Annotated in this window: 14 protein-coding genes and 1 riboswitch; of the genes, 7 read left to right on the top strand and 7 right to left on the bottom strand. The window is 35.0% G+C overall.

Translation table 11 applies throughout. The annotated features are described in order from the left end of the window. Positions 1–191: 191 nt before the first annotated feature. The 5 genes from L323_RS41460 to L323_RS41970 are packed head-to-tail and all read right to left on the bottom strand — an operon-like array spanning position 192 to position 4,379. Positions 192–356: a hypothetical protein gene (locus L323_RS41460; protein WP_020817009.1), complete on the bottom strand. Its 165-nt coding sequence runs from the start codon at positions 354–356 to the stop codon at positions 192–194. A gap of 21 nt (positions 357–377) precedes the next feature. Beyond that, positions 378–1,577 carry a Ger(x)C family spore germination protein gene (locus L323_RS38520; protein ID WP_020817008.1) on the bottom strand — a complete coding sequence of 400 codons (1,200 nt, stop codon included), beginning with the start codon at positions 1,575–1,577 and terminating at the stop codon, positions 378–380. Next, positions 1,552–2,655 (bottom strand): GerAB/ArcD/ProY family transporter, encoded by a 1,104-nt coding sequence (locus L323_RS38515; RefSeq protein WP_020817007.1) that lies wholly within the window; start codon positions 2,653–2,655, stop codon positions 1,552–1,554. The genes L323_RS38520 and L323_RS38515 overlap by 26 nt, the downstream gene beginning before the upstream one ends. Beyond that, positions 2,645–3,844, bottom strand: a complete 1,200-nt coding sequence (locus tag L323_RS38510; protein ID WP_278245005.1) for a spore germination protein — start codon at positions 3,842–3,844, stop codon at positions 2,645–2,647. The genes L323_RS38515 and L323_RS38510 overlap by 11 nt, the downstream gene beginning before the upstream one ends. Positions 3,845–3,887: 43 nt before the next feature. Beyond that, entirely contained in the window at positions 3,888–4,379 is a 492-nt protein-coding gene (locus L323_RS41970) for a spore germination protein (RefSeq protein ID WP_278245004.1), read from the bottom strand. A gap of 224 nt (positions 4,380–4,603) precedes the next feature. Here L323_RS41970 and L323_RS38505 point away from each other — a divergent pair, with 224 nt between their 5' ends. Then, the gene (locus tag L323_RS38505; protein ID WP_020817006.1) at positions 4,604–5,824 is read left to right on the top strand and encodes a D-alanyl-D-alanine carboxypeptidase family protein; all 1,221 of its coding nucleotides are present in this window, start codon (positions 4,604–4,606) and stop codon (positions 5,822–5,824) included. Positions 5,825–5,839: 15 nt separating this feature from the next. Here the strand turns inward: L323_RS38505 and dapB are convergent, their stop codons facing one another. Together dapB and L323_RS38495 are read right to left on the bottom strand one after the other, a co-directional pair. Continuing rightward, positions 5,840–6,697 carry a 4-hydroxy-tetrahydrodipicolinate reductase gene (dapB, locus tag L323_RS38500; protein ID WP_020817005.1) on the bottom strand — a complete coding sequence of 286 codons (858 nt, stop codon included), beginning with the start codon at positions 6,695–6,697 and terminating at the stop codon, positions 5,840–5,842. A gap of 142 nt (positions 6,698–6,839) precedes the next feature. Beyond that, positions 6,840–6,983, bottom strand: a riboswitch (cyclic di-AMP (ydaO/yuaA leader). Between the two features lie 85 nt (positions 6,984–7,068). Beyond that, positions 7,069–7,860, bottom strand: coding sequence for a 3D domain-containing protein (locus L323_RS38495; RefSeq protein WP_020817004.1), 792 nt, complete (start codon positions 7,858–7,860; stop codon positions 7,069–7,071). Positions 7,861–7,977: 117 nt separating this feature from the next. On the opposite strand from L323_RS38495, the gene L323_RS38490 reads away from it, so the two are divergent. The 6 genes from L323_RS38490 to L323_RS38465 all read left to right on the top strand — a co-directional run bounded on the left by L323_RS38490 (position 7,978) and on the right by L323_RS38465 (position 13,825). After that, positions 7,978–9,552 (top strand): spore germination protein, encoded by a 1,575-nt coding sequence (locus tag L323_RS38490; RefSeq protein WP_242835336.1) that lies wholly within the window; start codon positions 7,978–7,980, stop codon positions 9,550–9,552. Continuing rightward, a complete protein-coding gene (locus tag L323_RS38485; protein ID WP_020817002.1) occupies positions 9,549–10,721 on the top strand; it encodes a Ger(x)C family spore germination protein in 1,173 nt (390 codons plus the stop codon). The genes L323_RS38490 and L323_RS38485 overlap by 4 nt, the downstream gene beginning before the upstream one ends. Before the next feature lie 11 nt (positions 10,722–10,732). Continuing rightward, the gene (locus L323_RS38480) at positions 10,733–10,948 is read left to right on the top strand and encodes a hypothetical protein (protein ID WP_020817001.1); all 216 of its coding nucleotides are present in this window, start codon (positions 10,733–10,735) and stop codon (positions 10,946–10,948) included. Position 10,949: 1 nt separating this feature from the next. Beyond that, the gene (locus L323_RS38475; RefSeq protein WP_020817000.1) at positions 10,950–12,041 is read left to right on the top strand and encodes a GerAB/ArcD/ProY family transporter; all 1,092 of its coding nucleotides are present in this window, start codon (positions 10,950–10,952) and stop codon (positions 12,039–12,041) included. 25 nt (positions 12,042–12,066) lie between these two features. Beyond that, the gene (locus tag L323_RS38470; RefSeq protein ID WP_020816999.1) at positions 12,067–13,272 is read left to right on the top strand and encodes an amidase domain-containing protein; all 1,206 of its coding nucleotides are present in this window, start codon (positions 12,067–12,069) and stop codon (positions 13,270–13,272) included. A gap of 70 nt (positions 13,273–13,342) precedes the next feature. After that, positions 13,343–13,825, top strand: a complete 483-nt coding sequence (locus L323_RS38465) for a deoxycytidylate deaminase (RefSeq protein WP_020816998.1) — start codon at positions 13,343–13,345, stop codon at positions 13,823–13,825. Position 13,826 lies beyond the last annotated feature (1 nt).

The raw sequence follows: 13,826 nt of genomic DNA, 5'->3' as shown, positions 1-13,826 counted from the left end.
TTTGTCGCAAGCAGCTTAATTATATTAACACTTTGCTATCCTGTTGTCAACACTTTTTTTAATTTCAGTTTTTGGTAGTTATACTACCTTAACTATTTAAGTGCTGTTTTCTGCGACAGCTTGATTATGTTAACACACCATTACTTTTGTGTCAACACCAAATTCTACACTAATTTATGGTATATGATTATCTATAAAAACATCATTGCTGCGGGAAGCAACAGTGATGTTAAGGATAACAAAATTACTATCAATCCTCCAAACCAGTTGCTATTTTTCCAAGTGTAAACTCCGAAGCTGAATGAATATATACATATCCAGACTAAGAATATTACTATAATGATATTACCTGCCATTTTATCCACTCCCGATTTTATTTATTGCTGACCCGAAACCGTCATGCTTACTCTTATCCTGTAAATCGCATTGGGAAAAATCTCGTGCCATTTGACTTTATCCCATTGCGATATAGTCATGTAATTTTTCTTTGCAATCTGTCCAAAGCCAAATATATCGCTTTTGCACTCATATGACGTTTTAGTAAGAAGGCTGTTCATTTCATTTTTTATATAATCTTCATACTCCTTTTGAACTTTCTGTAATTTTGCAGGATCGGAGTAATTTATGTTGCTTTGAACAGCTTCTACATCTGCATGAAGATTGAGGTCTATATTTATTTCGGGTTTATTGCCATATACCTGTACGCTTGTATTGGAGGACCTGTCTTTGCTTACATTGCTTAATATTTTATATCTTTCGTCCAGGGGGTCTCTAACCTCCAGTTTTATATTATCTATAGACCCTGTCATTAATGCATATATAGAGGTTTCTGCTGAATCAAGACTTCCTATCATTTTGTCCCCATTAAATACGGCCAATCCCTTTACGGACATATTCTTCTTTCCCTTATCTGCCTCTTCCTCAGGTTTGTCTGTTTCAGGCTTTTTACTGTCAATAACGCTATTGTCCACATCTGTATATATTGCCACAGGTTGTGAACCTGAGCTATGTGTTCTGTAAAGATAGTCCCCCAGCTGAGAACTTGGAACACGAAAATCAGTTTGGTAGGATTTAAACATCATATCATAAAATTTGGTAGGGCTTGATGACAGTTTAGGTTGCAGGGATTCTATATAGTTTTTGGCTCCATTTGCAGAAACAATAATATTTACGTTAGGACGAAGCTCCATGTAGTTTTGTAAACCATTCAGAAATGGAAGTAGTCCTCTTTTCGCTATTTTTTCAGAAACTACAATTATTTTTGTATGGGACAAATTTATTTTTTTACTTAGATATCTTCCTGTTTTTCTGAAGCCTGAAATAAAATTATCAGTCTTGAAGGTTTTTATATCTGTCGTTTCCCCTTCACCGGTGGTTATTGATTTTGGTACAGCAGTCTGAAAGGTAAGATTAAACATATTGTTATCAGCTTCATCTATCCCGATTGCTACTACATATGCTAAGTCTTCAATTTCTCTGTTATCATAACAACCTGTCAGAGTTACCATAATTACAGATATACATAAAATAATACAAAAGAGTCTGGCTATTCTATTCGTAGTTTTGCCCTCCTTCATTTTCAGAATCTACTTTTTTTATGGAACCTATAATCAGTACGATAATCGGCAGCAAAAGTGCTAAAATACACAGTATGTTTGTCATTTGACTGCCCGGCAGGTGAAACGGAAGTCCTTTTTTAAAGAATGTCATAGAGTAAATTATTATTGCAATGGGCAATATAATTGGCTGATGTCTGTCCAAATCAAGAGTTTTAGCAATTATATGGATTATGAAAGTAAACAAGGCACCCATGTATAATACGGATGATAATGAAAATACCAAAACAAATACTGATTCCACTCTTTGTACATAATCTCCAATTTCAATAAGTCTTGCCATCTGATATATAGGTATTTTTTTACCAACTGCCATTTCGTATGGATAAGTCAATAGAAATGATAATGTGGACCAAAACATTATTAATCCTGATATGGTTATTGATAAATAGCCTACACGGTTTAGATTCCTTCTCTTAAAAAACGGTATCATAAAAAATATTAGCAGCAATGGAGAAAATATATGCAAGCTGACAGTACTTCCGTTTATTATTGAATCAACACCTTTTCCCAAGATGGGGAACAAATTGTCTGTATTATATTCCGGGATAACTCCTATTGTTATTAAAATAAATCCGATTATGCATATCGGTACTATAAAGGCACTTATACGTGCCACAACTTCTATTCCATAATATGCTGCCGCAGCCATCCCCACCAGAAACAATATGAGAATATAAGCTAATGGAGATTTATCAAGTGATACTATTTTAAGTGAGTGTGCGTACTCGCCCAAAAGAGATACTTCAAGTAATATAAGTAATAACGCTGCTAAAAGCCCTACAATTATCTTACATATCCTTCCTGCAGACTTTTCCGATATCTCAAGTAAATCAAGATTTCCATGTTGTCTATAAAATCCGGTGGCTATGGCAAAGTAAATATAGGCGATTATTGTTACCGCTATAGGTATAATCCATCCTGCGCTCCCTCCCATAACTGACGCATCTTTTGGAAAATATAATATTACCTGGACAAAAATCATATTTATTAGTAAACAGATTGCCTCCCAGGAACCAAATCCCTCGTTATTCCTCATTATCCTCACCTCCAGCTTCACCTTCATCACTGCGAGTCCAACCTCTGCTTACTTCAGGCTGCTTTATAATATCCTTTGTATTCAGATAGTCCGGCCTTTTTTCCTGTTTCCACATAGGCTTTCTCATTATCTTGTCTGAATATTTTCCATTTGTAATAGGCCCGAACGGTGTGAGAAAAGGTACTCCAAAAGATTTTGACGATGCAAGCAGCAGAGAATTCAATAGCAGACCTAATGCTATTCCAAAAAATCCAGCTATAGACCCTAATATAATATAAGCAAATCTAATTATTCTTATGGAAAAGGACATAGAGAAACTTGGTATTGAAAAGGAACCAAGTGCCGTAATAGCTACTACTATTATTAGTATCGGGCTTACAAGATTGGCTGAAACCGCTGCCTGTCCTAAAATCAGACCTCCCACAATGCCTATTGTAGAGCCGATAGCTCCCGGTACTCTGATGCCTGCTTCTCTTATGAGCTCAAACGAAAATTCCATTATTATTATTTCAATAACGGTTGGAAATGGAACGATTTCCCTTGAAGCCTCAATTGCAAATAAAAGATTAGTCGGAATCATTTCCTGATGATAATTTGTTACAGCTATATACAGTCCAGGTAATAGAAGTGCTATGATAACACCAATTATTCTTATCATACGTATAAAATTTACATATGGAAATCTTATGTTTATATCTTCAGGGGTACTAAGGTATTCCGTTATTGTTGCAGGCATCACAAGTACATATGGACTTCCGTCCAATATAACGGCTATGTTACCTTGGGCCAGCATTCTCGCAACAGTGTCAGGTCTTTCCGTTGCAAATATCTGTGGTGCTGTCAGAAAAGTGCTGTCTTCTAATAGTTGCTCCAACTCACCGGAATCAAATATATAATCAACCTTGATACTTTTCACTCGCTTTAATACTTCACGCACAAGGGATTCATTTGCAATATCACGGATATACATGACAGCACAGGGAGTATTACTTCTCGTACCAATAGTAAGTCCCTTGATAGTCAAGTCTTTGTCCTTTAATATTTTTCTTAAAAGGGCTGTATTTGCTCTTATTTGTTCATTAAAAGCCTCCTGTGGCCCTCTTATAACAGTTTCGGAATTAGGCTCACCCACATTCCTGTGTTCCCACTTTTTAGTATCCGCTGTGTATGCATATTCCAATCCATCCACAAATACAGCACAACCGCCAAAATTTATATTGCTTACAACATCTTTAAAATCCTTGTACCTTTTTTAACTGATTAAAAGGTATAAGTCTGTTGAATATAAATTCTCCTACATCCTTTACCTCTTGTTTAATATCAAGGTTTGATAAAATCATTAAAGGCTGAAGGATATTATTGCTTATAATACTACTGTCCGTCATTCCGTCAATAAATACTATAAAAGCCTGATAATTCTCATCTTGCACGGTTATATTGAACTCCCTGTATACAATATCGCTGTTTTCAGGTATATTATATATTTTTTTCATCATGCGTTTATTATAATCTATTTCGTCTGATACCGACTCTTCAAGATATTCATCATTAACCGGACATTCATCAAAGTAATCCTTGAAGTCTTCGCTATCAAATGTATCCATAGAAGCAGCGTTTTTCGCCCTGTTACAATTAACCGACTTTGTTTCCTTCAACTCAAAGTCATGTTTTATACTTTTTTTGTCATATATAATGTATTTGCTTAATCTCTTTGCAATTCCCAATTTTAAGCTCCTTTTATATAAATTATGCTTAGGTTTAAATGTATTATTTTATTTTAAGTTTACTTATATGCATTGTTTTCATTTGTTGAATAACTTTATTAATTCTTGAAAATTTTGTAACCTATTTTTAACCTTAGTTTATTGATTTTTGCCTTGTTAATTGAGTCCCTATGTTCTATCATTATATTAAGAAATGAAATAATTACTTTCGGCAGGTGAAGTTAATGAGCAAAAAAATAATTTCAGTTATAGTGGCATTAATTTTTATTTTAAACAGTATCCCGGTTTTTGCATGGACACCGGCTGAAAGTCTTACTTCCAGCTCTGTAGTCCTAATGGATACCGTAAGGGGACAAGTTCTTTTCGAAAAAAATGCTTATAAGCATTTATCGCCTTCGGTTATGTGTAAACTTATGACTGCTCTTGTTACCATCGAGAAAACAGATTTAAATGCAAAGGTTACAATCAGCAAAAATGCCGCCAGCTTTAATGGGCTTAATCTTGTGGTAGGAAATCAGTATACTGTTGAGGATTTACTTTATGCCGTAATGCTTTCACAGGGAAATGATGCAGCTGTAGCACTTGCCGAATATGTAGGTGACGGTGATATCAAAAAATTTGTCAGATATATGAATACGGAAGCTAAAGAGCTGTCTTTGAAAGATACATATTTTGTAAATCCAACGGGCCTTTATGAGAAGGCACAATATACCTCTGCCAATGACATTGCCTTACTTATAAAGGCAGCAATATCAAATAATACTTTTAATGTGATATTTGGAGCTAGAGGTTTTGGCTGGCTCAATGGAAATAATTCTTCTATTTTAACAAACCAAAATACCCTTTTCTGGAGTTATAAAGGTGTTGATGGCGGAAAATTAGGTACAAATACAAACCCTCAGAGCTTTTCCGCTGTTACTACTGCTTCCCAAAATGATAAACGGCTTATTGCTGTGGTATTCAACACCAGTAAGGAAAGTGCTTTTTCCGAGACTGCAAAACTTTTTGATTACGGGTTTTCCAAGTTTTATACGGGAGTGCTAGTTCCCAAAAATATCTCTCAAAGAAGTATAGAAGTAGATAATGTTAAGCTTGATCTGTCAAGTAAAATTGATGTTTATTACACCTATCCGGTAGGAGACAGTTTTATTAAAAATATAAGCTTTATACCGAATGAGAAGTTGAAACTCCCGGTTAATACCGAAACTATTGCGGGTGTTTTAAAATACACACTAAATGATAATACTGTAATAGAAGTTAATTTATACTCAGATAAGACTGTTTCAGCCCCTGAGGATTACAGAACGAAAATCAAAGAGATTGTTACCGAAAACAGGGATTTAGTTACAATTGTAGGTATTCTTGGAATTATTGAAATCATTCTGATAATAAAAAATCTTATAAAATTTATGTTAAGAGCTAAAAAAACAAGAACCCAGCAGTAGCAGGGTTCTTGTTTTTTAATTTGAAGCCGGTTTTGCATTATACTTATTGTGGCGCTTTGACGACCACCTGTTATTATTTTCAATATAAGTTTTTAATACTTTTTCCAAATCAAGGACATCCTTCATTTCGTAGTACCCGGATTTTTTATGAATAAATTTTGCTGCACTTACCGCTCCCTGTGCAAAGGCTTTTCTTGAAAAAGACTCATGACTGATTTCTATTTTGTCTTCCTGACCTACAATCATTACTTCATGCTTACCTATTACACCTCCGGCCCTTACTGAATTTATAGGTATGTCCTTATGCGAAACTACAACTCCTTTGTTTAAAAGACCACTCTGTATTTCGCCGGCTATTTTTTTTGCTGTTCCGGATGGTGAATCCAATTTGTTTTTATGATGCAACTCTGTGATTTGAAAATCGTAATTACTTAGCAAGCTTGCCGTAAGATTTGACAGCAGCATCAGAACATTTACACCCATAGTTATGTTTGGTGCATAAACAATGCCGTTTTTAAACTTTCTGCAAATTACGTAGAGCTTTTTAAGCTGATAATCTGAGAACCCAGTGGTTCCCACTACAATGTTTATCCTGTATTTTGAGAAAATTAAAGCATTTTTCAATGCTGATTTTGGATTTGAAAAATCAATAACAACGTCCGGTTTATTTCTGAATATTACTTCCTCCAGTTTATCAGACCCGGTAACCGTAATTCCTGTTTTATTCATTCCAAGAATTTCTCCCAAATCCTTATTTAAAGATTTACTGCTCGGACTGCATATAGCAGAAACAAGCTGAATTTCATTTTGTAATAGTATTGTCCTTGCAATTTCCATTCCAGTGCGGCCCAAGCCCGATATACAAACTTTCATCAAATAAGTTCCCTCCCTTTCAAATTATAATGTAAGATTTAAAATTGAATAATTAAATTTGAAGAAAATGAATAAGGATAAACTTAAAAAATGCTACAGATAAACTGTAGCATTGGGTTAGATAATTACAAAATGTAAAAATTCACTTTCTCCCCAACGCTTACGAAGTTAGCTGCCGGATTCGGGTTGTAAGAGACTAACCCTACCTGGTAACCCAGGATTCACCCCATCAAATGGTTCCCCCGCTTATAGCAATCAAACTGCTATAATTCAGCGATAAATTATTAATTTTTAGACTTAAATCTACTGTTAGTATATACCAATTATATAAATAAGTCAATATTTCCTGATTTTTATTAACATTCTATCATTTAAGCCGGTTTGGTTATAATAGATTCACTAATCTTACCGTTTCCTATTTTTACTAGGTACACGTCATAATATTGTTGTCCAAGCTCATATGCAAACTTTTTATCTAATACCGCAAAATCAAATCTGTTTTTACCTTTTATTGCACTCCCCGTGTCCATAGCGATTGTATATCCCAACCCCTTAATATAGAAAATTGTTCCATACGGCCAATGTGTGTTATCTATTGCTATTGATACACCGGGTACTATTGGCTGACCGGAGCTGGTTATGCCCTTGTTATTACCGCATTCCTCAGCACATGGAGTGTATGCCGTGCCAAGAAATTTTCCAAGATACTTTCTTTTACTGTTATTTTCGAGATTGTCACCACTGTATATCTTGTATGATTGAGGTTTTACACCTACCGCTGCTGCCTTTTTAAGTGATTTCTGAAGCTGAAGGTTATCATCGGCTAATTCTCTTTTTGTAGCTTCCAATTGCTTATTTTGTTTTTTCAGGTCCTCAAGCTGTCTTTTTATCTCTTCATTTTGTTTCTTAAGGTCGTTGTTAAGCTTACTGAGTTCATCACTTTGAGATTTATAATTATTTGTGTTTGTTGTTAATGATTGATTTGATTTCATAATAAGCATGGATTGAACACATTCATTATTATATTTTTCTTTGTACTGGTTTACTACATTGTTTACCCTGATACAGAAAAAAGCAAGTAAAGTACTTGTCAATACCAATGTTATAGTTAATACCTTGAACATCCAAATATCTGCAGACTTTTGTTTGTCTTTTTCGGTCATATATGCGAACTCCTTATTAAATAAATTAACCTAATATGGATTATTTTCCAAATTAGCAGTATTTATACATGTAGAATAACAATGTTTTATTTGGGGACAATGACTTTGGGTGATATAATGTTTAGTTTTTTTAAATCCAGAGAGCCTAAAAAACCAAAACGTACGGGTACCGAAGTACCTGAAGATAGTCAAAATAACAGCAGTACTCAAATTCCTAAATCTATCGACAAAGTCAAAGGACTGCTGAATCAGGAATTTTCCCTGTGTAGTGACTTTATTCTGCGTGAAGTGCTTTTAGGAAAAAAAAATACAAGAATTATCATTGCTTCTATAGAAGGTTTTTTTGACAAGGCAATCCTTGCTGAGAATATTATTGAACCTATTATAAATTATTCAGGTGAGAAAAGCTATTCATCAATTTTTACACTTTTAAGTGAGAGTATATTAAGTGTGAGTGATCTTAAAGAGCTCTATTCCTTTAAATCCTGTTTGGACGGTATTCTCACGGGGGATGTTGTTTTGTTCATAGACGGCGAGGACAAGGCCTTTAAAATAGGATTAAAATCTCCTGAAAAAAGGGCTGTCGGAGAACCAGATACCGAAATAAGTATTAAAGGTTCAAGGGAAGGCTTTACAGAGAGTCTTAAGACAAATCTAATTTTGCTTAGGAGAAGAATCAAAAATACTAAATTTAAAGTTGAAAGCCTTGTGTTAGGCAAGCAAACAAATACTGATATTGCAATTTGTTATATTCAGGGTATTGCAGCACCTGAAGTTGTCGAAGAAGTAAGAAACCGTCTTAATAGTATAAATATAGATGCAATTCTTGCTACCGGATATATGGAACAGTTTATTCAAGACGGAAAAATGCCTTTTTTCCCTATGGTCGGAAACAGCGAAAAGCCTGATAAGGTTGCAGCTAAACTTCTGGAAGGAAGAGTTGCAATTCTGGCAGACGGAACTCCTACGGTATTGACCGTTCCTTTTCTGATGATTGAGAGCTTTCAAGCTCAGGAGGACTACTTCGGAGAATTCTATTTCGCGAGCTTTATGAGGCTACTAAGATTAATGTCTTTTTTTATATCAGTATACTTGCCGGGACTATATGTTGCGGTTACAAGCTTTCACCAAACCATAATACCTTTTAAGCTTATGCTGACAATGGCAGCGACCAGAGAAGGAATCCCCTTTTCGTCTTTTATAGAAGCTTTGATTATGGTAATTACTTTTGAAATTCTTCGTGAAGCAGGTCTTCGGATGCCAAGGGCTATAGGTCAGGCAGTTAGTATTGTAGGAGCTATTGTACTTGGAGACGCCGCCGTAAGCGCAGGTATCGCTTCTGCTCCATTGGTTATTATTGCAGCTTTAGCAGGAATTTGCAGTTTTATTGTACCTCCTCTTATGAAAGTAGGTGCAATTTTAAGGATTGTTATTTTAATAGCAGCCAATGTTCTTGGGTTATTGGGAATAGGCTTTGTTACCTATATGTTTACTATTTACCTGTGCGGAAAGAAATCATTTTTTGTGCCTATCCTCTCCCCATTTGCACCTTTCCGAGGAGAAAGCCTGAAGGATTCCTTTGTAGTAGCACCTATATGGTCCATGTTTAACCGCCCCCGTTCATTAACTCAAGACCAGAATAGAAAACGTACAACTGGGAAAACTTTTGCTCCAAGGGGGAGTAAAAAATGATTAAAAAAGTAATTTTGTTATTGCTATGTATCAGTATGATTATGACTTTAACAACAGGTTGCTGGAACAACAGGGATCTAAGCGAATTGTCTATTCTTACAGCTATGGGAATTGACCAGACTGAGGATGGTAAAATAATGGTAACAGCACAGATTATCAAACCTGTAGATGTCAGCAGCTCCGGTGCAGGAGTTTCCGGTGGCGGAGGTGGCGGTGAAAAAAGCTTTGTAGTTGTCAGCAATACTGAAAGTACTATTTTTGCAGCGTTAAGAACCATGCTTGCCAAGATAAATAAAAAGATATTCTACAGTTCCTCACAAGTTATAGTTTTTAGTGAGGATCTTGCTAAATCCGGAATTAAAAATTATGTAGATTTCATTTTAAGAGACCATGAAACTCAGTTTAAATCACTTATTGTAGTAGCAAAGGGAACAACTGCAAAGGAAATTGTAGAACAGGAGTACGGGCTATCAAAAATTCCCGGCGGTTATATTAGAGATACCATAAAAAATTCTAAATCTCGAGGATTTACAAAAGAATTAAGGTTGCTGGACATGGCAAGAGAATTAGCAACAGAAGGCCGTGAGCTATCTATTGGAACTATAGAAAAATCAGAAAATCTAACTTCTACTGAAGGTTTGGCTGTATTTCAGAAGGATAAGATGGTAGGATGGCTTGACAAGTATGAAACCCGCGGATACATGTTTATAACAGGCCGTGCTAAGTCAGGAATTATAGAAATAGAAAGTCCTGATAATCCTAAAGAAATAATCGGAATTGAATTAATGAAGGGTTCTTCTAAAATTGAAGTTAATTCCTCAAGTAATAATTCTATAGAAGTCAACGTTAAAATCAAAGCGGAAGGCAATGTTGGCGAACAGCAAAGTCAGTCGGGACAAAGTCCGGATAAAATATGTAAATCTCTTAGCAAATGTCTTGAAAAGCAAATCACAAAAGAATGTTACAGTGCAATTTCTAAATGTCAGAATGAATATAAAAGTGACATATTTGGCTTTGGAATTCACGTGTTTGATAAGTATCCGAAATACTGGCAAAAAGTTACAAGTGTTTGGAGTGAGGAAATTTTTCCTTCTATACAGGTAAAAGTAAAAGTAGATGCAAAAATTAACAGAACCGGGCTTTTAAGTAAAACAATAAAGATTAGGTAAGGTGAGATTATTTGCTAAAAGTAATTATAGGTATATTAATACTTGTACTTTTAAATCTAAAAGAATTGATAACATCACCATCCAAGGGTAAAGTTATGGGTGTTTATTTTGTAATTGTTGGGATTTCTTTAATATTGGGTATTCTTTTAAGTATCAAAAAAGCACCTCCGAGTCCCTATGAAATCATTATGGTTATTTTTAACAACATGGGTTTGGGAGATGAATAGTATGAGTAAGGTTAAACTATCTAATTTTCAGCTTGCAGTTATAGCCATTGGTTATTTTCATGGAAGTACTACCATTTCCAACCCTGCCATAGGAGCAAAAAGAGATGCCTGGATAGCAGTTATTTTAGGAACTCTGGGAGGATTTATAGTTATTACCATGCAGTTATATCTATCGAAAATTAGCAAAGGGAAAAATCTTCTTGAAATAATTGAATTTTGCTTTGGCAAAACAACAGGAAAAATTTTGTGTCTGATTTATATCTTATATTTTATGCATAATGCAATATTAGATACTAAAGCTTTTAGCGAATTTATGGTAACTGTCAGTTATCCCGAGACGCCCATTATTGTAATTGTATTAGTACTAATAATTATAGCAGTTTATGCAGCCAGAAGTGGTCTTTCAGTAATTGGAAAAAGCTGCGAAGTACTTGTACCATTACTTCCTTTAGCAATTGCAATCGTTACTCTTTCATTACTTAAAGTAACTGATTTTACAGGGTTTAAGCCAATTTTACTTGAGATACCCCCTGTTATTAAAAGTTCTTTTGATTTGGTAAGCTCTGTTTTTGCAGACTTCATAGTTTTTCTTATGATATTGCCGTACACCAACAGCGAAAAAGGAAGGTTTAAAGCAACTTATTGGGCAACAGGTATTTCAGGGCTTATACTTCTGGTAATTTCGTCACGAAACCTTCAAATAATAGGTCCGGCACTAATTGAGTATGTAAGATATCCTTCACATATTGCAGCTCAGCTTATTCCTACTATAAGTATAGACCCACTTGTTGATATGAATCTTCTTATTGGCGGTGTAATTAAGGTTTTAGTTTCGTTGTATGCAATTTCAAAAATTACCGCTGAAATTTTCCACATAGAATATAAGCCTCTTGTTCCTGCTTTCGGTTTGCTTATAATTGTACTCTCTTTCTGGGCATTTCCAGATGCCATGGAGCTATACAGCTGGGAGCATAGTATGGGAGAAACATTAATTTCAATACCACCTCAATTATTGTTGCCAATAATATTACTCATAATTTCATTAATTAAAAACAAAAGAGAACAAAACGGTCAGAAAAGTCAGTCTGCGTAAATAAGTATCTAAAACAGGAGTTTTTATGAAAAAAAAAGTTATGATTGTAATCTTGTTAAGTCTCATTATTTCATATCCATGCAGTCTTGAAGCAAAACCTATAGATATAAGTCCAGCAGAGCAAGTAATAAGAGAATACCTCTGTACCAAAATTCAGTCTGCCATTTCGCATAATGTTGATGCTTTAGATAAATTTTTTACCAGTAGTACCGAAGCCTCTCAAAAGAACCTATTATTTGTAAAAAAACAGGTATTAGAGGATTATATACTTTCTTATGCCTCCAACGATTACGTAATAGAAAAGGTTAATCCCAAGGTTAAAATAAATGAAGCATTTTTTGATGGTAGTTCTGCACACATTAATGCGACCTTGACAGCAGATATTTTCTGGAATGCTGCAAACCCTTTAGGAAATTCCATAAATGGCAGAAAAGAAGAGAAACATTTAATATTACTATCAACCGACAGTGGTGTTTGGAAAATTACACAAGATAAGTTTCAAACAAAAAAAGGGCATTCCGACGACTTATCCAGAGATAATCTCTCTGAATTAAATGAACAGATTCTTACACTAAAAGCCGAAGAAGAAAAAGTTTTAGATAAGGCAAAAAAAAGCACACCTTCCAGGTTATTACCTGTAGTGCCAGACCGGAAAGGTTCACGTACGAGTAATAACTATAACAGAGATGCAGTTTACAACTGGGCATACAGCCACTGGAACAACTACTCAAAGGAATTTCTGAATTTTGGTGATGAAAAATGGAAAGGCGGAGACTGCACCAATTTTGTTTCACAATGTTTAAGGGCCGGGGGTGCTGCCAATGACAAATCAGGAGCTTTCCAATGGTATTATAACAAGAAGGGAACTCTGGCAACCTCCAATGATGATTATTCTTGGACCTGGAGTACTGCCAGAGGACTTAACAGCACCCTGTCAGGTAATTATAAAAATAACGAATTTGGTCCAAAAGCTACTCAGAAAGTAATTATCGGAGATAATCAATATGACGCATCAATAGGAGAATATGTAGTTCCGGGCGATGTTATACAGTATCACTGGAAGAATAAATCTGCCATTTCTCATGCTGCCGTTATTGTAGGAATGATTTACAATAGTGCAAAAGCCAGGTATGAGCCTGTAATAGCCGAACATACTGAAGATTCATGGTTTACTCCATGGACAAATAATGCATACAAGACATACTTTGTTCATATTACAGGTATAAATTAAGTCCCTCTTATCTTTCAGTTCATAATTATTGTATAATTAATTATACTTTAATCCAAAGGAGTTATTAACCATGAAAAGAACTGATTATATTAGCTGGGACGAATATTTTATGGGAATAGCCGTTTTATCCGGAAAAAGAAGCAAAGACCCTTCTACTCCGGTTGGCTCTTGCATTGTTGATAGAAAAGCCAACAGAATTTTGAGTGTCGGCTATAACGGATTCCCCTTCGGGTGTTCTGATGATGAATTTCCATGGGAAAGAGAAGGGGATGTACTTTGTACCAAATACCCTTATGTTGTACATGCAGAACTTAATGCAATTCTAAACAACAGAGGAGTTTCACTGGATGGAAGTAAAATTTATACCGCCCTGTTTCCCTGCAACGAATGTGCAAAGGCTATAATTCAATCAGGTATACGGGAAGTAATCTACTTGAGCGATAAATATGCTGATACAGATAATGTAAAGGCATCAAAAAGGATGTTTGAAAAAGCAGGTGTTATATTCAGAAAATTAGAAACAGCTATAAAAGAAATAACCTTAACATTTTAAG

The sequence above is a fragment of the Ruminiclostridium papyrosolvens C7 genome (genome assembly GCF_000421965.1).
In the GTDB taxonomy this organism is placed as follows: domain Bacteria; phylum Bacillota; class Clostridia; order Acetivibrionales; family DSM-1351; genus Ruminiclostridium; species Ruminiclostridium papyrosolvens_A.
Note: the sequence above shows the minus strand (reverse complement) of the source record. Positions and strands in the feature narration are given on the sequence as shown.

Coding starts and splice junctions, on each gene's coding strand:
- L323_RS41460 (WP_020817009.1), bottom strand. CDS start 356: ATGGCAGGTAATATCATTATAGTAATATTCTTAGTCTGGATATGTATA.
- L323_RS38520 (WP_020817008.1), bottom strand. CDS start 1,577: ATGAAGGAGGGCAAAACTACGAATAGAATAGCCAGACTCTTTTGTATT.
- L323_RS38515 (WP_020817007.1), bottom strand. CDS start 2,655: ATGAGGAATAACGAGGGATTTGGTTCCTGGGAGGCAATCTGTTTACTA.
- L323_RS38505 (WP_020817006.1), top strand. CDS start 4,604: ATGAGCAAAAAAATAATTTCAGTTATAGTGGCATTAATTTTTATTTTA.
- dapB (WP_020817005.1), bottom strand. CDS start 6,697: ATGAAAGTTTGTATATCGGGCTTGGGCCGCACTGGAATGGAAATTGCA.
- L323_RS38495 (WP_020817004.1), bottom strand. CDS start 7,860: ATGACCGAAAAAGACAAACAAAAGTCTGCAGATATTTGGATGTTCAAG.
- L323_RS38490 (WP_242835336.1), top strand. CDS start 7,978: ATGTTTAGTTTTTTTAAATCCAGAGAGCCTAAAAAACCAAAACGTACG.
- L323_RS38485 (WP_020817002.1), top strand. CDS start 9,549: ATGATTAAAAAAGTAATTTTGTTATTGCTATGTATCAGTATGATTATG.
- L323_RS38475 (WP_020817000.1), top strand. CDS start 10,950: ATGAGTAAGGTTAAACTATCTAATTTTCAGCTTGCAGTTATAGCCATT.
- L323_RS38470 (WP_020816999.1), top strand. CDS start 12,067: ATGAAAAAAAAAGTTATGATTGTAATCTTGTTAAGTCTCATTATTTCA.
- L323_RS38465 (WP_020816998.1), top strand. CDS start 13,343: ATGAAAAGAACTGATTATATTAGCTGGGACGAATATTTTATGGGAATA.